The 18,495-nt window shown below is 36.6% G+C and carries 18 protein-coding genes and 1 riboswitch; of the genes, 9 read left to right on the top strand and 9 right to left on the bottom strand.

What is annotated here, in order from left to right; genetic code table 11:
- Positions 1-2: 2 nt before the first annotated feature.
- The 7 genes from NE848_RS15765 to NE848_RS15730 all read left to right on the top strand — a co-directional run bounded on the left by NE848_RS15765 (position 3) and on the right by NE848_RS15730 (position 7,883).
- Positions 3-1,220: an ROK family transcriptional regulator gene (locus NE848_RS15765; protein WP_252115471.1), complete on the top strand. Its 1,218-nt coding sequence runs from the start codon at positions 3-5 to the stop codon at positions 1,218-1,220.
- A 103-nt stretch (positions 1,221-1,323) separates the two neighbouring features.
- On the top strand, positions 1,324-2,421 hold the full coding sequence (locus tag NE848_RS15760; protein WP_252115469.1) for a sensor histidine kinase: 1,098 nt from the start codon (positions 1,324-1,326) through the stop codon (positions 2,419-2,421).
- Positions 2,422-2,424: 3 nt separating this feature from the next.
- A complete protein-coding gene (locus NE848_RS15755; RefSeq protein ID WP_252115467.1) occupies positions 2,425-3,747 on the top strand; it encodes a sigma-54-dependent transcriptional regulator in 1,323 nt (440 codons plus the stop codon).
- Between the two features lie 356 nt (positions 3,748-4,103).
- Entirely contained in the window at positions 4,104-5,384 is a 1,281-nt protein-coding gene (locus NE848_RS15750; protein WP_252115465.1) for a Glu/Leu/Phe/Val family dehydrogenase, read from the top strand.
- Between the two features lie 19 nt (positions 5,385-5,403).
- Positions 5,404-5,844, top strand: coding sequence for a GreA/GreB family elongation factor (locus NE848_RS15745; RefSeq protein ID WP_252115463.1), 441 nt, complete (start codon positions 5,404-5,406; stop codon positions 5,842-5,844).
- A complete protein-coding gene (locus NE848_RS15740) occupies positions 5,816-6,241 on the top strand; it encodes a hypothetical protein (RefSeq protein ID WP_252115460.1) in 426 nt (141 codons plus the stop codon). Before NE848_RS15745 ends, NE848_RS15740 begins: the two co-directional genes overlap by 29 nt.
- A gap of 1,168 nt (positions 6,242-7,409) precedes the next feature.
- On the top strand, positions 7,410-7,883 hold the full coding sequence (locus NE848_RS15730; RefSeq protein ID WP_252115458.1) for a cyclic-phosphate processing receiver domain-containing protein: 474 nt from the start codon (positions 7,410-7,412) through the stop codon (positions 7,881-7,883).
- Positions 7,884-8,012: 129 nt separating this feature from the next.
- Here the strand turns inward: NE848_RS15730 and NE848_RS15725 are convergent, their stop codons facing one another.
- The 5 genes from NE848_RS15725 to NE848_RS15705 all read right to left on the bottom strand — a co-directional run bounded on the left by NE848_RS15725 (position 8,013) and on the right by NE848_RS15705 (position 12,039).
- A complete protein-coding gene (locus NE848_RS15725; RefSeq protein ID WP_252115450.1) occupies positions 8,013-8,723 on the bottom strand; it encodes a TVP38/TMEM64 family protein in 711 nt (236 codons plus the stop codon).
- A complete protein-coding gene (locus NE848_RS15720) occupies positions 8,713-9,573 on the bottom strand; it encodes a hypothetical protein (RefSeq protein WP_252115448.1) in 861 nt (286 codons plus the stop codon). Before NE848_RS15720 ends, NE848_RS15725 begins: the two co-directional genes overlap by 11 nt.
- A gap of 11 nt (positions 9,574-9,584) precedes the next feature.
- Positions 9,585-10,031: a hypothetical protein gene (locus tag NE848_RS15715; protein WP_252115446.1), complete on the bottom strand. Its 447-nt coding sequence runs from the start codon at positions 10,029-10,031 to the stop codon at positions 9,585-9,587.
- 62 nt (positions 10,032-10,093) lie between these two features.
- Positions 10,094-11,365: a sensor histidine kinase gene (locus tag NE848_RS15710; RefSeq protein ID WP_252115444.1), complete on the bottom strand. Its 1,272-nt coding sequence runs from the start codon at positions 11,363-11,365 to the stop codon at positions 10,094-10,096.
- A complete protein-coding gene (locus tag NE848_RS15705; RefSeq protein WP_252115442.1) occupies positions 11,362-12,039 on the bottom strand; it encodes a response regulator transcription factor in 678 nt (225 codons plus the stop codon). The genes NE848_RS15710 and NE848_RS15705 overlap by 4 nt, the downstream gene beginning before the upstream one ends.
- A 180-nt stretch (positions 12,040-12,219) precedes the next feature.
- Between NE848_RS15705 and NE848_RS15700 the strand changes: the two genes are divergently transcribed.
- Both NE848_RS15700 and NE848_RS15695 read left to right on the top strand, forming a co-directional pair.
- Positions 12,220-12,918, top strand: a complete 699-nt coding sequence (locus NE848_RS15700) for a phosphatase PAP2 family protein (RefSeq protein WP_252115440.1) — start codon at positions 12,220-12,222, stop codon at positions 12,916-12,918.
- 49 nt (positions 12,919-12,967) lie between these two features.
- Positions 12,968-13,651 (top strand): DUF2490 domain-containing protein, encoded by a 684-nt coding sequence (locus tag NE848_RS15695; protein WP_252115438.1) that lies wholly within the window; start codon positions 12,968-12,970, stop codon positions 13,649-13,651.
- 44 nt (positions 13,652-13,695) lie between these two features.
- Here the strand turns inward: NE848_RS15695 and NE848_RS15690 are convergent, their stop codons facing one another.
- The 4 genes from NE848_RS15690 to NE848_RS15675 form a co-directional block, all read right to left on the bottom strand.
- A complete protein-coding gene (locus NE848_RS15690; protein WP_252115436.1) occupies positions 13,696-15,390 on the bottom strand; it encodes a ribonucleoside-diphosphate reductase subunit alpha in 1,695 nt (564 codons plus the stop codon).
- Between the two features lie 35 nt (positions 15,391-15,425).
- Positions 15,426-16,400 (bottom strand): ribonucleotide-diphosphate reductase subunit beta, encoded by a 975-nt coding sequence (locus NE848_RS15685; protein WP_252115433.1) that lies wholly within the window; start codon positions 16,398-16,400, stop codon positions 15,426-15,428.
- Positions 16,401-16,521: 121 nt separating this feature from the next.
- A riboswitch (cobalamin riboswitch) is annotated at positions 16,522-16,647 on the bottom strand.
- Positions 16,648-16,889: 242 nt separating this feature from the next.
- Positions 16,890-17,957: a class II fructose-bisphosphate aldolase gene (gene fbaA, locus NE848_RS15680; protein ID WP_252115431.1), complete on the bottom strand. Its 1,068-nt coding sequence runs from the start codon at positions 17,955-17,957 to the stop codon at positions 16,890-16,892.
- 179 nt (positions 17,958-18,136) lie between these two features.
- Positions 18,137-18,487 (bottom strand): DUF488 domain-containing protein, encoded by a 351-nt coding sequence (locus NE848_RS15675; protein WP_252115429.1) that lies wholly within the window; start codon positions 18,485-18,487, stop codon positions 18,137-18,139.
- Positions 18,488-18,495 lie beyond the last annotated feature (8 nt).

The raw sequence follows: 18,495 nt of genomic DNA, 5'->3' as shown, positions 1-18,495 counted from the left end.
TTATGGGAAAGAGTTCTTATAATTTTTTTACTAATGAAGGAAGTTTGAGGACTTTATCTACTCAAGAGCGAAAAATCAATCTTCAAAGGCTCTTATTATTCAAACATTTATTTTCTCAAGGGCAGGCAAATTGTGGGGAATTGTCAGATGCTTTAAATATCAGCTATCCAAATGCCTTAAATCTTCTTCAAAGGTTAACCAAAGAAGGTTTCATAAAAAGCAATGAACAGAAGCGCAATAAAATTTTTTCAATAAACGAGAACAATGAATTATTAACTTTAACAATTCAAGTTGGTATTAAAAAGTCGTACGCTACTCTCAACGATCAGTTTTATGATAAAAAAGAGGAAAAGTCTATTGATAACATTGTAAGCCCAATTAAAGATCTAGGACAGGGCCTTCAAGCCATTTACGGATCCATTATTAAAACACTTAAACTAGCACAGAAAGATATAATTGGCGTTTCATTTATTTTGCCCCCATTTTCAGAGTTTAGAGGAAACTTTCCTACTCCCGAAGCATTACAGGATCTGGAAAGTGAATTACAATCCTATTCTAAAAAATTTATTTCTATTATAAATTATTCAAATGCCATACAGCGTGCCACCTATGAAAAATATAAATTAAAATTAAATAACTCATTAATAATAACCATTAATAATGAAGTTGGATTAGCTATTGTTTCTAACGGGAGAATGAATAATAGAGAACATTTCCCAGGATCAGAATTCGGGCACTTCCCTATAAAAAATAATGGCACTTTATGCTCTTGTGGTAAGAAAGACTGTTTAGAGACTCAAATTTCCTATTTTGCAATTATTAAGCAGATAAATCATGAGCTTTCTAAAGGAGTAAAATCCCTTATTGAACCTGATAACCATTGTATACAAAATATAATTGATAAAGCTTTGGCCGGTGATCAATTGGCTATAGATACAATATACAAAGCAGGAAACATCCTTGGGAAAGCAATTTCGATTCTAGTTCAATTAATAGATCCATCTGAGGTATTAATAGTTAGTGAACTATCAAGGTCTAGCAACGTATTTTCCAATGGAATTTTTAGTGGATTAAACTTATATTGTCCGCTTAAAAAAACTAACCAATTGAAAATAATTTTTGAAAAAAATAATTCTGATAAATTGGTTCTTGGTTCATTTTATACCATTTGGGATAAGATCTTTCGAAAAAAACAATCGGAATTACAGATTTCTGCATAATGATCTACGAAAGTTTTTCTAGACTGGATAATTATATACATAATATCGTTTGAATTATTAACTTACCACAGTAACCGAATCACAAATTTCATTTCTACCATACATGGCAAATGAAATCCCATTAGAAAAAAAATTACAGGAAAGAGTAAAAGAATTATCCTGCTTATATGCAGTTTCATCTGCTATAAGGAAACATTCAGAATCTGTGCCGGATACCCTAAGGAAAATTTGTGATATCACAAAAAAAGCCTGGCTCCATGCTCCTAATGCAATTGTAGAGTGTCAACTGGACAAAATCAAAATTAAAACTTCAGACGTCCCTTTACAATCGGTTTTTCAAACTTCCGAGATTAAGATTTTTGGAGAAATAAGAGGGCATATCAATGTCCACTATGATGAAATAAAATTTAACCAAACTGATTTCCTTCCTGAAGAATATACATTACTAAATAAGATTGCTATTGAGATAAGTGAATTTATTGAGAGACTGGAAACGAAACAAAAAGAGGAAATACTCAAAAGAGGTATCGAACGTAATGACCGGCTATCGATTTTAGGGGAAATTACTGCAGGAATAGCTCATGAGCTGAACACTCCTTTAGGAAATATTCTGGGCTTTGCAGAGCTTATAAAATCTAATACCAAGGAAAATCAGACCCAAAAAGATATTGAGAAAATTTTGAAAGCTGGAATTTATTCCAGAGAGGTAGTAAAGAAATTAATGTTTTTTGCATGTGAAATGCCTCAGCATAAAGAATTCATTCTTGTAAAACCAGTTATTGACCAGGCATTAAAATTATTAGGTCCTAATTTCAAAAAAGCAAAAATTGAACATATATTCCATATGGAGAATCCTGGGTTGGAGGCACAATTGGATGCTATTCAATTTACACAGGTTTTGTTCAATCTTCTTATTAATGCTATTTATGTTGCGCCTGAAAATAGCAGAATTACCATTGAAGTTTCCAATGATTCTGAAAATTTAACCCTGAAAATAAAAGATGAGGGGCCAGGGATCCCGTCTGATTTAAAATCTAAAATTTTTGAGCCATTTTTCACCACGAAACCGGTAGGAGATGGCTCTGGTTTAGGGCTCAGCGTGGTTCACGGAATTATAAAGAGTCATCGTGGCGAAATTATTACATTTGATAACGTCCCGTCCGGAACGGTTTTTCAAATCAATCTACCGTTAAAAATGTAACTAATGGCACTAAAAAAAGCTAATATTCTTGTTGTGGATGACGATTACGATATGCTTGAATTAATCCAACGGCAGCTGAAGGAACAAAATTTTCATTCCTTTAAAGCTCCCTCTGCAATTGAGGCTATTAATATTTTAAAATACAATGCAGTAGATTTAGTTATAACAGACCTACAAATGCCAGGAATAGGTGGTATGGAGCTTATTAAATATTGTGAAGAGCATTTCCCAGATATAGCTAAACTGGTAATCACAGGATATCCATCCGTTGACGGCGCACTAAAAGCAATGAAGTCTGGAGCTGTTGATTATTTAGTAAAACCATTTACAGCAGAAGAATTACGGAATTCTGTTGAAAAATCACTCCCTAAAAAATCCTTAATCTCTGAAAATAAAAAATCGCAAGGTCCCCAAACCAATGTGTACGCTGGTATAGTAGGACAATCTGAAAAGATTGAACAATTAGTTGATATCATTGAACGTGTTAAAAATAATCGCGCAACGATATTGATCCAGGGTGAAAGCGGAACAGGAAAAGAATTGGTGGCTCGTGCCATTCACTATAAAGGTTCTTTTGCTGCAAACCCTTTTATTGCCGTAAATTGTGGAGCTATTCCCGAAGAACTCCTTGAATCAGAACTGTTTGGATACCGAAAAGGAGCCTTCACAGGTGCCAATGAAAATCGGCAGGGCTTTTTTCAGGCGGCCGCCGGAGGCACCATTTTTCTCGACGAAATTGGAACAGCCTCAACTACCGTACAAACACGTTTATTACGTGTGCTTCAGGAAAAAGAAGTACGAAGAATAGGAGAACAAAAAGCAGAAAAAATTGAATTACGGGTAGTAGCAGCCACCAACAGTGACTTATTCCAAATGGTAAAAGAGGGGCACTTTAGAGAAGATTTGTATTACCGTTTAAATGTTGTTCAAATTACCACTCCTCCCCTTCGAGAACGTAAGAATGATATTCCATTGTTAGCACAGAACTTTTTACAGAAATATCGCTCTGAATATGGTAAATCCCAAATTAAACTTTCTGATAAAGCTTTAGCAATCCTTCAACGTCATTCATGGCCTGGTAATGTTAGGGAATTGGAAAATGTAATCCAACGAGCTATTATAATGGGTGAAGACACGATCGAAATCAAGCATCTTCCAAATTATCTTAAATACCCTATTCCAGCATCTAACAGTGCTTTGAAATCGTTAGGGGAAGTAGAAAAAGAGTATATTTTAAAAGTATTAGCGCGGGTAGACAACAATATAACTCGTGCCGCCCAAATTCTTCAGATTGATCGAAAGACCCTTCGTAGAAAACTCAAATAGGTTTAAATTAGATCGGTCCATTCTTCCCCATCCGGGGCATTTTGCCCCAGCCAAATATATTTCTCATATATTTTTAAGGATCCTATATTGCTGATTTTCAAACTGTTTTATATTCCTCATATGTGACTATCTATTATTGGGCATAAGCTTTGACTTTAACCAAAGAGAAATTATAAATCGGTTAAAGGATGAATTTAATAATAGAAAAAATCACGAAAAAGAATCCTCAGAAAGATCCTCCTCAGAAGCTAACACAAGAAATGTTAAAGGGTCTTTGCTTTAACTGTGACCATCGGAAGAACTGTTCGTGGAAAGAAAACAGAAAATACTTTTGTGAACATTTTAAATAAGCCATAATGATAAACGCTAAACCTATTAATAAGCAGTCTATGTATGAGACCGTTATGAATCAATTCAATAAAACGGCTGATATAATAGATTTGAATCCTAATATCCGAAAGATTCTAGGTATTACAAATAATGAAATTATAGTTCATTTTCCTGTAAAAATGGATAATGGCAAAGTAGAAGTTTTTACTGGCTATCGGGTGCAGCATAATAACGCATTGGGACCCTATAAGGGAGGTTTACGATACCATGATACCGTAGACATTGATGCTGCAAAAGCATTAGCCATGTGGATGACCTGGAAAACTTCACTCGCTGGTCTTCCATATGGAGGTGCTAAAGGGGGAATCAAAATAGATCCCAGAAAATTTTCCGATTCTGAATTGGAACGAATTACCAGACGTTTTACATATGCTCTTGGAGAAAATATTGGCCCTGAACACGATATTCCAGCACCTGATGTTAATACGAATGCGCAAACGATGGCATGGATTGCAGATACCTACATGTCCACCATATCCTCTTCAGAGCGCTCCCACAATCAACATGTAGTAACTGGGAAACCTGTAGGTGCCGGTGGTTTGGAGGGACGAGACCGGGCAACAGGCTTCGGAGTCTATCTGAGTATTAAGTTATTACTGGAAACCAGAAATGAAACTTTAGAAGGAAAAACCTTCATAGTTCAAGGCTATGGAAATGTGGGATACTGGGCCTCTCATTTCATTACGCAGGAAGGCGGAAAGCTTATAGCTGTTCAGGATGCACATGCGACCTTATTTAATAAAGAGGGTATTAATACAGAATCTCTTGCCCAACACTGTGAACCACGAAAGGGATCCATTAAAGGTTTTGAAGGAGCAAGAGAAATTAACCCGGATGAATTTTTTGGATTGGAATGTGACATTGTAATTCCTGCTGCTTTAGGGAATCAAATAACTTCTGAAAATGCTTATAAGATAAAGGCATCCATTGTAGCTGAAGGTGCAAACGGCCCCACTGATAAGGAAGGAGAGGAAATACTATTAGAAAATGGAATAACAATAATTCCTGATATATTCTGCAATTCCGGGGGAGTTATAGGTAGTTATTTGGAGTGGTTACAAAACAGGAATGGGGAACTTTGGCAATTAGAGGAAGTAACGGCTAAGATTGAAAAGAAAATCACCGAAAACTTTAAAAAAATTCATTCTGAAGTGCAATCACGAAATACAGACTGGAGAACAGCAGCCTATATTCTTGCGATTTCCAGAATTGAAACCGCTTATAAACAGCGAGGAATTTTCCCTTAGAAACCAAAATTAAAAAGAAATGAAATACGGAGAATTAATAGTGGAAAAAAAGGAATATGATTTTTTAAAACAGATCATGTCCCTTGCTAAGTATTATAAGGATAACACTTATAAAGCTTCAATATATAAGCTGAATGAAGAATTAAAAAACGCCCGGATAATTTCTAAAAATAAAATGCCTGATGATGTGATTCGATTGAATTCTTATGTGACAATTGAAACGCCATATGCAGTAGAAAAAACATACCAAGTGGTTACTCCGGACAAAGGGGATATTCGTAAAAACAGAGTGTCAGTTTTGGCTCCAATGGGGTTAGCCCTATTCGGTTATGCCCAAGGTGATAATATAACCTGGACTTTTCCACTGGGAGAAAGTTATATCAATATTAAAAAAGTAACTCAAATTGAATCTGAATTAATGAAAAGTGATTATGACAGCAAACCTTCAAGTACATCATAATGAAGAAGAGATCCAAATAGTACAGTTTCGCAATGATTCCTATTACTGGCAAAAAGAACTAGCCTTTATAAATGAGGAAATTGAATTTTATTTAGATGTTCTAAATTCTTCATCTATAAAGAAATCTATGTCTAAAGCTGTAGAAGCTCATGATCTGATTCATCAGTTTAATAACTTAAAAGAAACAAATGAAAAGTATCAGTTAAAATGTGAGGTATTTAGAAATAGATTGGAAGGTCAGAGTGAGTGTGATGAAGTAGAATGTGATTATGCTTATGTTAAAGCTCATTTTACATTTCGTTCTAAAATTGAGAAACACTTGAATAATGTAAGAAAGGTAAAACAATCCGCTTTTATTTACTTAAGGAACCGGATTGGGAAAGTCCATATAGAATAAATCTCCAAGTACTGCTTACTGTTTGACTGTGGTGATTCCAGATAGTCCTTAAAAATGCTTTAACAGAGGTGATTGTTTAACGTTAAAATTAATCCTCAGGCTGGACTATCTGGATTCTAAATATCCTAAATCATGTTGAATTTTATAAAAACTTTATTCCTTATTCTATTAGTGATTCTTGTTAGGTCGTTTTATCTAGATAGGGAGGAATTATATTTAATCATTAATGAACATTATGCATCCATAATTTTCTGCCTTTTATTAATTCTCTCTTTAGCAGTATTATACTTATTAAAAAATCTTAATATTTCGGATAAGGAGAACAAAAATGGATGAATACTAAACTTTCAATTATTAATTACAATTAAGGGAGTAAAAATGGATACAGCTATTCGCTGCCTTCAAATTCGAATACTTAAAACACAACACAGAATAATTTAATACTATTTATGGGAAGGCCATCAACAAAACCAAAAAAACTTAAAGACGGCTATTATATAGAAGTACGAAATAAAAATGATAAGACCGGAATAAAAATTCGTAGAGATTCTCATTAATCGAACTTAAAAATGCAATTAAAAGATATAGAGTATTTAAGGAGGTAGAAATTCTTGGACAGGTCAAAAAGGGAAAATTGATAGGGATTTAGATTGAATGATTGGATATCATAATGTACATTTTCGCAAATGGTAGTTTTCAACTCCAATTCGCACGATGGCAATTGAAAAGATAAGCTTGAAAATAAACACCATACTAGTTTTGCCTAAAATTGATTTGCCCCTCACCTTCCAGATATAATTGCACCACTACAAGCAAAATACTCAAGCCCATTAATAATCAACCTAAAAACGATTAAAATACTCATATCAGGTATTTATAAGATATCATGAATCATATAGTTTTAAGAATATTAGGTGTTATCCTAATCGTTGTAGTAGGCAGATCTTTTTATCTCCATCAACAGTTCTATTACAAAATATGGACAAACAATCCCCAGACTGTAATTTTTATCAGCCTCCTGCTTGTTTTTCTAATAGCTATAGGAATTAAATACTATAAAATATGGAAGTCTTAAAACGCGCCCTCTTTTAATCTTATCAAATACTAATAAAATTCAAATCTGTTTTAAAATTAGCTTAACCTCTCCTAAAGAAGAAAATAAATACGTATGAAACTCACAATTCCCAAAACCTCTTTTTTTATTCGTTTTTGGAAGTTGTGTTTATTTAAAAGATTAAAGCATCAGAAAAGTGTTCCTCCGTCTTCTAATTTACCCGATTCTGACAGAAGGTCCAAAAAGACACTTTTGTGGCTTGATGACAGATTGAACCCCAATGATCCAAGAATGGACTGGCTGGCCTATAGCCCAGTTGGGCGTGAGGTTGAAGTGATATGGATAAAGAACTTTTACGAATTTAGAAATTGGATAGAACTAAATGGTTTACCTGATGGGATATGTTTTGACCATGATCTTGGAAGCCGTGATTACGATGGGTATGATTGCGCAAAATGGTTGGTAAATTATTGTAGGAATAAAAAATTGCAATTACCCCTTTGGGCATCACAAAGTCCCAATCCCGAACAGAAAATGCGAATCAATAGATTTTTAAAGAAATATGACAAAAGTATTGAAGGTAGGTAGGATTATCTTACCCTCTCTGAGTTATAAGTAGTTAGTTTTTTCGCGAAGTTGAAGTTTAAACAATGGATGATATTTAAATTATATTTCCGTCCATAAATACATTATAGATTAATTAGTTTACAACTATACTCAGTTCTTTCTCTTCCTTTTATCCCAGTAAATATAGGCACCGAATAGAATAAGGCTGATTATAGATCCCCACAAAAGACCGGTTTTAAGACCCTGAGTACTTTTACCCAGTATCGCAATGAAAATGGTTAGGGGTGCAATCCCAATAATAGTAGCACTGATGAATTTTCTATATCCCATTTTCAGAATACCACCTACAAAGCTTATGGCATCGTTTGAAAGAAAAGGATTCAGCCTGGTGATAAAAACTGCCCAGAAACCATAATCCTCAAGGAAATCGGCTACTTTCTTCTCCGATTTATGCCCGATGATCTTTTCAACGATCACCGGACCAAAATACCGTCCAATGAAATATCCCACAGACGAAGCAGTAAAAACCGCAACAAAAACAATGAGGCTGCCCCAAATCGGACCATAGGCCAGGATACTCACTACCATTAGAGCAATGGTCGGTATTATGATTAAGAACATTTGGGCAACCATTGCAATAATAAGCAGCACTGGTGCCATCCATCCAAAATCCTTAAACCACTGTTGAATGCGATTGTTATCTCCACTCGTAAGGACACCCCAGGCTTCATCCAGAAAATTCTGGGCTGAAGGAAATAAAAAATAAGCCAGGACAATTAAAGTTACCAGAGCAAGAGAAATATATAAAGGCAATTTACTCTGGTTCACGTTTTTTTTTTCAAGAACGGTACTATCCATCATAATCAGGATTTAATTGCACCTGGAGAATATTACCTGCATTTTTTCCCGCTTCGTTGGAAATAAACAATTTTCCATTGCCAAAAGTAATTCCTTCGGGTTGCTCAAATTCATCCTCATCAAAGGGAATCATCTCCAGGACCTTTAAGGAGGAATTGAGAATTAGCAATCGCGGATGCCTCCCATCCAGAATATAGAATTCACCGGTTGCAGGGTTGATCTCTATTTCAGAAGGTCTAAAGGATCCTTCATAATTTTTAAAAATCCCTTTTTCAATTTCTAATCTGGAAAACGGCTCTTTGTCAAAAGTTCTTGACTCTAGATCGAAACTGTAAATATTTCGCACATCGATATTTCCATCTTCGTCCTTGGTGATCATCAGTAATTTCCGGGCATCTTCACTCAGACAAAGTCCTTCAAAATTTATAGAATGGTCTATTCCTGGATCATATTCCACTGTCTTAGGGGCATTCTGGAAATTCTTTACTTCAAATAGGACTCCATCACTCCTTAGAACGAATGCATCGTTTTTTATTACGGTCAATGCTTCATAATCACCGCTACTGCCAAAATCAATTTCTTTCTCTATCAGTTCTTTTTCAAGATCATAGATAAAGATAGTACCATCTTCATCCTGGACGCAGGCTATTCTGTTTGGAGCAAAATAAGCTATTCCCGATATCTCTTCTAGAATTTCTGGCAGTTCCCATTGTTGCTCGATAGAATATGCCTTTTTACTTATAGCGTTTTGCGCAACTCCTTTTTCAAACTTTTTGCTGAAGGAAAAAGCAACTATCCCCGAGATCCCGAGGACAATTGCTATTATTCCTATGACTTTCCTGGTCATTTTCATAATATGATGGATTAATCCCAAACCGATACTTCTGAAGCCATTTCTCCGGTGGAAGTAAAGATCATATCCTTATCCCTGAAAGTACCTTCTATTTCAAACTGATAATATCCTACAGTATCGATCATTAACAATTCAAAATCGTCAAACTTTTTATCTGAAAACTCGCGTTGAAGAACTGCTTTGATTTCTTCCGGAAGTTCAGCTTCTGTGATATCCTTCTTGTATTTAAGAACTTCTCCGGTATTACTCATAAGAGCAGTATGTTCTATATTCTGCAACTCAAACTCCACCTCGTAATCCTCTCCTTTGGTTTCCCAATCGGTCTTCACGGGATTACCGAATTCGGATTCAAAAGCATTCAGAACTACGGACGGAATCTCTGTATTAGGCGCATCATCCTGTGCACAAGCCGTCATAAAGAACGATGTGAAAATGCCTAACAAAACTATTCTTTTCATAATTTCAATATTTAATTTTCAACAAATATGAAAAGGGAAACTGTAAAGAATCTGGAATTACATTATCTGGCCTCTGAAACGCTTATTTTGAAAATATGGCCATCCTGAAAGTGATAGGAAAGATCCAGGTTATAAAGATTGGCTATTGCTCTGGAAATTGCCAGTCCTAAACCTGAAGAGCGTGAATTATCCTTTACTTTCTGAAAGCGGGTAAACAGGTATTTTTGATCTAATGACTCATCACCAGGATTTGCAATTTGCCAGTTTTTTGAATCGATGCTTATCCTGATTAAGCCCGAATCAGGATTATGAATGATGGCATTCTTTATAAGATTGGTGAGAAGGATCTGGGCCAGGTCCGGATTAATGTAAAGTATCAGCTGTTCTTTGCTATCTACCTTTAGCCTTGCATTTTTATGTACTATAAGATCTTCAAAATTCTTCAGGATATTTTGAGTCAGTTCATTTAAATTAATTTCCTGCGTTTCTGGAAATTGTTTATTCTCGATCTTCGCCAGTAGTAGCAGGGATTGATTAAACCTGGAAAGTCGCTCCAGGTTTTCGATAGCAGAAATGATTTTATTGGCTTGCTTTTCTTCCAGGTTGTTATCTTCCAGTAATAACTCCAGTTTATTTATGGCAATAGCTATAGGCGTCTGTATTTCATGAGACGCATTTTCAATAAATTGCTTTTGGCTTTGATAAGATCTGACCGATTTTGTAATGAGATCATTTATATCTTCATTCAGGGTGTTGAATTCTTCGATTTTTGAATCTTCCAGATCGATCTTTTGATCTTTTTCGATCTTAAAATTCCTTAAGTTTTCAAGGAGTTTATAGAATGGATTCCACACCTTTTTCAAAATCAAATTATTCAGGATCAGGATACTCAGGATCAGGCCAAGATATAACCACAGAATTGAAAAAAGAAGATCTTCAATAAGGTCATCTTCTTCTACCATGGAGGTGATCACCTTTACCTTATAATACTGGTCATTCTGTTTAAAAACACTTTCCAGTAGACGCACGGGTTCATAATCCTGTTCATTGTGCATGTACATCAAAGTATCCCGATAGGAGTCTTTAAAACTAAGAGCACTTTTTTCACTAATCGTATTCAGGGTGTAATAGCCATCCCCAAAATCAGATTTTATCAGCATGGAATCTTTCTGTCTGGTATTTCTTATGACCAGCAGTTTCTGGTTTTCCAGCCCATCGTCCATACTGTCATAGATCTCATCCAGCATCTGGAAATAGAAGATTATAGCCCATCCAGTCAGGACAAAAAAGAGAAGCCAGGCGAAATATTTTGAGGTGTAATTGAGTAGTTTCAAGCCTGTATAAGTTTATAACCTATTCCGTAGACTGCTTTAATTTCAATATTAGCCTGCACGTCCTTCAGCTTTTTTCGCAGGTTCTTTATCTGGGAGTAAATGAATTCAAAATTATCGGCCTGGTCTATATGGTCTCCCCACACATGCTCGGCAAGGGCCGATTTACTCACCAGACGGTTCTGGTTTGTAGCGAGATAAATGAGGATATCGAATTCCTTGCGGTTCAGTTCCATTTCTCCATGTTCAGTTTTGGCAATATGATTATCAGGGTCTATAACAAGATTCTCAATTTTCAGAATGTCATTGCCGTTAAATTTCTTCCTTCTAAGCAGGGCTTTTACCCGCGCGTTCAGTTCAGCCATATGAAATGGCTTGGCCAGGTAATCATCGGCACCGGTGTTGAGCCCTTGTAATCGATCATCCAGAGAATTCCTGGCGGAAACGATGATCACCCCTTCAGTTTTATCGTTTTGCTTCAAAAAATCCAGAATTTCCATTCCACTACCATCTGGGAGATTTATATCCAAAAGAATACAGTCATAATCATAGACTCCCACCTTAGAAATGGCTGAATCAAGATCTGTAGCCGTCTCTACAAGGTAATTTTCCTTTTGAAGTGTATCCTCCATATTCTGAAGCATATCCTTTTCATCTTCAATGATGAGAATTTTCATTAAAAAAGTTTTAATAAAGATACCCCTGAATTCTGGAAGAAAATGGTAATCTCCGATTGTCTCTTTTCAAATTCCCAATTTTTTCCAGATTTCCTTTCTTCTTTTAAGCCACCTAATGCGCTGACGACACTAAACATTATTAAAAATATTGAATTTAAAATTTTATAAGAAAGTCATCTAATGAACACCATAGCCTATAAGTTTTTTGAGGATAGTAGAAGCGTATTTTACAGCTTAATTATTCTGCTAGTGATATTTTTCTCATTAACTGCATACGTCCAATCATATCCTGTAACTTCTATTGATCTTGAATTTTCTAAAGCGATTCAGGAATTTGAAAATAATGCAATTATTAGTTTAATGAAGTTTGTAAGCTGGTTTGGCGGGACCTTCAAAGTGGTGAGTTTGTCCTTTGGTGCAGCTTCTATATTCTATATTCTCAAATTAAAAAAAGAAGCTTTATTTGTTGCTTCTACCATAGGGGTATCGGTTATTAATGGTGGAATTAAAATGCTAATAGAGCGACCTCGCCCGGCTGAAAGTTTTGTCAATATACTTTATGAGGCTAACAATCATAGTTTTCCGAGTGGACACACCTCCTTTTATATAGTTTTCTTTGGATTCTTAATTTATCTAATGCTTCGTTTATCAACTTTCGATAATATTATTCGGAAGATGATTATAATATTATCCCTTTTTCTAATTACCACCATACCCTTTTCAAGGGTGTATCTTGGAGTACATTGGTTAACCGATGTTATTGGAGGATTTTTATTAGGCTTGATCGTTCTCATTACCATAATAAGCTTATATACCAGGTTAAAAAATTACAATGAACAGTGGTCAAATGACCAGAGGACAATTAAGTCCCGTGATTAATTGAAAAGATCTTTTCGACTTTTTTGAAAAATAAAAAACAATAGAAATTGTGGCAGTATACCGAAAGAAAATAATCCTTCAAATAATCTTCTTATTTATAGTGGTGAATGTAGGATATTCCCAGAACTCGAAGTCTTACTTTTATGAAAACGAATTTGATTTTTCTCTCCCTTTAAAAGGAAAATGGTCTATGGATTTCGGCTTCGGGAACCGTGGGATGTTTCAGGAAAGAAATGCTGGAAAAATAGTATCCGGCTATCAACATGAGCATCTTGAAATGAAACATTTTACTACATATCAAGCCAGTGAGCTCATTGGGATTAGTCTTGGAGCTCAATACCGATTCAGGGAACTATTTGATTCTTCTAAAGAAGATGAATTCCGTTTAACGGAGCAGGTCGAAATACAATCTGCAAATTCCCCTCTTTCTCATAGATTCCGGCTCGAACAACGATTCAGAGAACATATAATCCATCGGGGTAGGTATGATATAGCATATTCCATGCCCTTAAACCAGTATTTTTCTTGGACGCTGGGCACAGAAGCCTTATACGCTATTTCAAGCCAATTAAAACCAGAAGCAGAACAACGAATCTCCCTCAGCCTTGCAAACTCATATTTCCAGGACCTTGAATTAGGGCTAAGTCTAGAATATAGGATGGAAAATTATACTCGTAACCTCGATCATGAATTCTTTATAATTAGTGGTTTAACCATCGATATGGGAAACTAATCAAGTTAAAAAATACTTAAGAATTTAGTTGTAACGGTTACCATTTAAGCCTCACAGCTAGAACAACTCACCATATTCGAAACGAATTCCTTGGAAACACTCTGACTTCTCTGGTAGTAAAGCGTCTTCACTCCCAGTTTCCAGGCTTCTATCATAAGTCTATTCACCTCTCTGACCGGAAGACCGGCAGGAATGTTCAGGTTCAGACTCTGCGCCTGGTCTATAAATTTCTGACGTACAGCTGCCTGTTGAATGATCTCCAGCTGGCTGATTTCTTTAAACGTCTTAAAAATATCCTTTTCTTCCTGGCTTAGTTCTTCTAAGTGCTGCACACTACCGTGGTTCAACATGATACTTCTCCAGGTATCTTCATTATCAAGGTTTTTTTCTTCAAGCAATTCCTTTAAGTATTTGTTTTTACGCATAAAATTACCCTTGGCCAGCCCAGCCTTGTAATAATTACTACTGAAAGGCTCTATTCCCGGGGAGGTTTGTCCTAGGATCGCCGAAGAAGAGGTAGTAGGCGCAATGGCCATTAATGTCGTATTTCTCAATCCGTAGCCTTTAAGAATCTCGGGCTCACCATATATAGTAGCCAATTCTTTACTAGCTTTGGTCGCTTTTGCATTCATATCTTCAAAGATTTGGTGAGTTAGACCTTTCGCTCTGATTCCCTCGAACGGAATTCTACTCTTCTGAAGATAAGAATGCCAGCCCATAGTACCCAGCCCAAGAGCACGGTGATTCCGAGCAAATTTGTTGGCAGAGGACAGGTAATGGTTTCCATCGGTTTTCGCTATGAACTCTTGAAGCACACCATCAAGGAAGTAAATGGCCAGTTTTACCGCTTCGGTATCTTTCCATTCGTCATATAATTCCAGGTTCATAGAAGAAAGACAGCAGATGAAAGATTCATCTTCAGTTGATGGCAATGCGATCTCCGAACATAAATTGCTGGAATGTATCGTTCTATTTTTGTCCTTATAAACCTGCGGTTTAAAACGGTTGATATTATCCTTAAAAAGGATATAAGGAAGTCCTTTCTGCTGACGGCTTTCCAGCACCTTGGCCCAGATTTCCCTTTTTTCCATATCGCCGTCTATCATTTCCTGCATCCAGTAATCGGGAACACAAATGCCGTAAAACAAATTCTGAATGGGATTTCCTATATTTTTGATCTCCAGAAACTCCCTGATATCCGGATGGTCTATATCCAGATAGGCCGCGAAGGCTCCACGGCGTACTCCCCCCTGGGAGATCGTATCCATAGCTGTATCAAAAAGCTTCATAAAACTGGTTGCCCCGCTACTTTTACCATTATCGGTCACGGCACTACCTCGACCACGCAATTCTCCAAAATAACCCGAGGTACCACCACCGATTTTGGTTTGCATGATCACCTCGCCTAGTTTGTGTGTGATACCTTCAATATTATCTGGCACATACACATTGAAACAGGAAATCGGCAGTCCACGTTCGGTCCCCATGTTCGCCCATATTGGTGAACTAAGACTCATCCATCCACGTTCGATCATTTCGATAAAAGCTTCGGCGAGTTCCGGTTTGTAAAGCCTTCCGGCAGCGGCCTTGGCAATTCTTTCTATGGCAGCCTTTACGGTCTCGCCTTTAAGCAGATATCCTCGGTTCAAGATCTGCTGGCTTTCTTCATTAAGCCACCAAAGGCGTTTGTTCTTTGGTTCATTTTCTAATAGCGGCTGGGCTTCTACATTCGTTGTCATGGGAGGTATTTTTTATAGATAGTTATAAATGGATTTTAGAAAAGGTCTGCTGCAGTGATACTTTTATCATGCTTGGTATAGTCTACAGGTCGACGGGCAAAAAAATCGTCCAGGCTGTTAGCGAAGACTTCTTCTTCAAACCACAGCATGGGTTGATATTCGCTCTGCGTAACATTATAGATCTTCGGAATACCGATCTTTTCTAAACTTTCGTCCAGCCTGAATTTCATAAAATCCATCAGGTTCTTTTTGCTGATGTTGTCTAGTTCTCCGCTGACAAAGATCCAATCCAGGATCTCCTCTTCTACATCTATAGATTTTTTAACGATATGCGTTAGTTTTTCGGTAAGCTCTTCAGTAAAATAATCAGGGAATTCCTCTCGTATCTGATTGATGATATAGATACCCGCGTTGGCGTGGAGTTGCTCATCTATCGAGGTCCAAGCTATAATGTTGCTCACGTTCTTCATCACTCCCTTAAAGCGGTTGAAACTAAGAACAATAGCAAATTGACTGAATAAAGAAACATTTTCGATAAGTATGGAAAAAAGAATGAGCGATGAGACATATTCTTTCGGGTCCTTGGCTTTAGTATGCTCCAGAGCCTCAGAAAGGTACTCTATCCTTCGCTTGATAGCTGGCACTTTAATCACTTTGCCGAACTCGTCATTGTAACCAAGTACTTCAAGCAACCTTGAATAGGCCTGTGAGTGCCTGAATTCACATTCCGCAAATGTACTACCTAAGCCATTAAATTCCGGTTTAGGAAGATGTTTGTAAAGATCTCCCCAGAAGGATTTAACCGCTACTTCTATCTGGGCAATGGCTAACAGGCTTTTTTTTACAACATCCTTCTCTTCTTTGGAAAGGTAAGAATGAAAATCCTGTACATCAGCCGTGAAATCTACTTCAGAATGCACCCAGAAAGAGCGGTTTATGGCGTCGGTAAAATCAAGAATTCCGGGATACTCGAATGGCTTATAATTAAGGCGCTTGTCAAAAATACTCATACTACTTTTGTTTTATTAGGTTATAATCAAAAGCATAAAACAGGATGGAAGGGACTTACCAGGTGCGCAACTGGAAGAAGCGCCAATGAAGAATCCTTGACCATTACTTTTTATGCGAAAGTAAAAGTCGTTGTATCCGGAAGGTGATCTGGCTTGTTAGAAGACTAACATACAGTTGCGCAACAGCTCATGATTCTCACATGATTCCCCTTTTTCTACCGGTGAGGCCCGGGACAACTCTTTGTTTCGAAATTAGAAAAATAAGGAGGAGATAGCTGGATTTGGAAGTTATCTTATTCACATAGTTTTCCACAATGTTATAAGTATGAAAACAGGATAATTAATCCTGATTTCATCCCATTGAAAGACTTGGAAATTTTTACAAGAAAATCCCACATAGGACGGTTGGAGTCATTCCAATTTAAGTAATAGTATATTTATTCTTATATCAAAAAAAAAGCCTTTCAAAATGAAAGGCTTGCTGTTGTACTAAAGGGTGTTTACATTATTTAAATCTTCAAAAGCCTTTTTGAGACGGGCCTTTAATGTTAATTCACCTTCTCGAAGCCATTTTCGAGGGTCGTAATATTTTTTATTCGGAACATCCTCTCCTTCGGGATTTCCAATTTGCGCTCCAAGGTATTCTTTTTTACCAGCCATATAATCGCGAATCCCCTCAAGATATGCATATTGAAGGTCGGTATCAATATTCATTTTGATCACACCATAGCCAATAGCTTCACGAATTTCTTCAACGGTAGATCCACTTCCTCCGTGGAATACGAAATCAATATGATTTTCTTCTACATTGTATTTCTTAGTGATATACTCCTGTGAATCCTTAAGTATGGTAGGGGTAAGCTTTACATTTCCGGGTTTATATACACCGTGTACGTTTCCGAAAGCAGCTGCGATAGTGAACTGGTCACTCACTTTGCTAAGCTCTTCGTAAGCATAAGCAACTTCTTCTGGCTGTGTATATAGTTTTGAAGAATCTACATCTGTATTATCCACACCGTCTTCTTCACCTCCGGTTATTCCCAATTCGATCTCGAGAGTCATTCCCATTTTTGACATCCTCTGAAGATATTTTTTACAGATCTCCATGTTCTCTTCGATAGGCTCTTCAGAAAGATCGATCATATGCGAGCTATAAAGAGGTTTTCCATGTTGCTCAAAATATTTTTCACTGGCATCCAGCAATCCGTCGATCCATGGAAGTAATTTTTTCGCACAGTGGTCAGTGTGCATTATAACAGGTACACCATAGGCCTTGGCCATTTCGTGAACATGTTTGGCACCTGCAACGCCACCGGCGATCGCTGCCTTTTCTCCATCATTTGAAAGTCCTTTCCCGGCATTAAACTGGGCTCCTCCATTTGAAAATTGAATAATAACAGGCGAATTTAGCTCTGCTGCAGTTTCAAGTACGGCATTAATACTACTCGAACCAATTACGTTCACTGCCGGAAGGGCAAATCCCTTCTTTTTCGCATAATTGAATATTTCCTGTACTTCTTTTCCGGTGGCTACACCTGCTTTGATATTATGACTCATAGTTTTGTTGATTAAGCCCGCAAAATTAATAAAATTAAATCCTATTCCAGATACTAAATGGAGATCTTTAGGGTTGAAAACACTCAAAAATAGTTACTTAACCGTTTTCGTTACATATGAGTTTTTGGATATTCGCTTTTATTTAAAATTAATTGAAAAAAATTGATTATTATCAACCATCAATTTCCTTCTAGAATATTCTTTAATACAACAGCCTGATTATTTTTTTCATCTTTTGCCGCGTACACAAGTGTTATTCGATTTTCTTTGGCCACCTTTCGAACATTTTCAAGTAATTCCTTTTTCTCCTTTAATTCTTCCCTATACTTCTTGGAAAATTCATCAAATTTCTCTGGATCATGATCAAACCACTTTCTCAATTTATCACTGGGAGCAATTTCTTTTTTCCACTCATCCAGTCGGGCGGCCTGTTTTGACACTCCTCGGGGCCAAATTCTATCCACTAAAATCCTATAGCCATCCTGATCATAAGGTTTTTCATAGATACGTTTAGTTCTAATAGTTTTCATTTTTGGAA

It is taken from the genome of Gramella jeungdoensis (assembly GCF_023805255.1).
Classification (GTDB): Bacteria; Bacteroidota; Bacteroidia; order Flavobacteriales; family Flavobacteriaceae; genus Christiangramia; species Christiangramia jeungdoensis.
This window is presented reverse-complemented; position numbering and strand designations above follow the sequence as displayed.

Coding starts and splice junctions, on each gene's coding strand:
- NE848_RS15765 (WP_252115471.1), top strand. CDS start 3: ATGGGAAAGAGTTCTTATAATTTTTTTACTAATGAAGGAAGTTTGAGG.
- NE848_RS15760 (WP_252115469.1), top strand. CDS start 1,324: ATGGCAAATGAAATCCCATTAGAAAAAAAATTACAGGAAAGAGTAAAA.
- NE848_RS15755 (WP_252115467.1), top strand. CDS start 2,425: ATGGCACTAAAAAAAGCTAATATTCTTGTTGTGGATGACGATTACGAT.
- NE848_RS15750 (WP_252115465.1), top strand. CDS start 4,104: ATGATAAACGCTAAACCTATTAATAAGCAGTCTATGTATGAGACCGTT.
- NE848_RS15745 (WP_252115463.1), top strand. CDS start 5,404: ATGAAATACGGAGAATTAATAGTGGAAAAAAAGGAATATGATTTTTTA.
- NE848_RS15740 (WP_252115460.1), top strand. CDS start 5,816: ATGACAGCAAACCTTCAAGTACATCATAATGAAGAAGAGATCCAAATA.
- NE848_RS15730 (WP_252115458.1), top strand. CDS start 7,410: ATGAAACTCACAATTCCCAAAACCTCTTTTTTTATTCGTTTTTGGAAG.
- NE848_RS15725 (WP_252115450.1), bottom strand. CDS start 8,723: ATGATGGATAGTACCGTTCTTGAAAAAAAAAACGTGAACCAGAGTAAA.
- NE848_RS15720 (WP_252115448.1), bottom strand. CDS start 9,573: ATGAAAATGACCAGGAAAGTCATAGGAATAATAGCAATTGTCCTCGGG.
- NE848_RS15715 (WP_252115446.1), bottom strand. CDS start 10,031: ATGAAAAGAATAGTTTTGTTAGGCATTTTCACATCGTTCTTTATGACG.
- NE848_RS15705 (WP_252115442.1), bottom strand. CDS start 12,039: ATGAAAATTCTCATCATTGAAGATGAAAAGGATATGCTTCAGAATATG.
- NE848_RS15700 (WP_252115440.1), top strand. CDS start 12,220: ATGAACACCATAGCCTATAAGTTTTTTGAGGATAGTAGAAGCGTATTT.
- NE848_RS15690 (WP_252115436.1), bottom strand. CDS start 15,390: ATGACAACGAATGTAGAAGCCCAGCCGCTATTAGAAAATGAACCAAAG.
- NE848_RS15685 (WP_252115433.1), bottom strand. CDS start 16,400: ATGAGTATTTTTGACAAGCGCCTTAATTATAAGCCATTCGAGTATCCC.
- fbaA (WP_252115431.1), bottom strand. CDS start 17,957: ATGAGTCATAATATCAAAGCAGGTGTAGCCACCGGAAAAGAAGTACAG.
- NE848_RS15675 (WP_252115429.1), bottom strand. CDS start 18,487: ATGAAAACTATTAGAACTAAACGTATCTATGAAAAACCTTATGATCAG.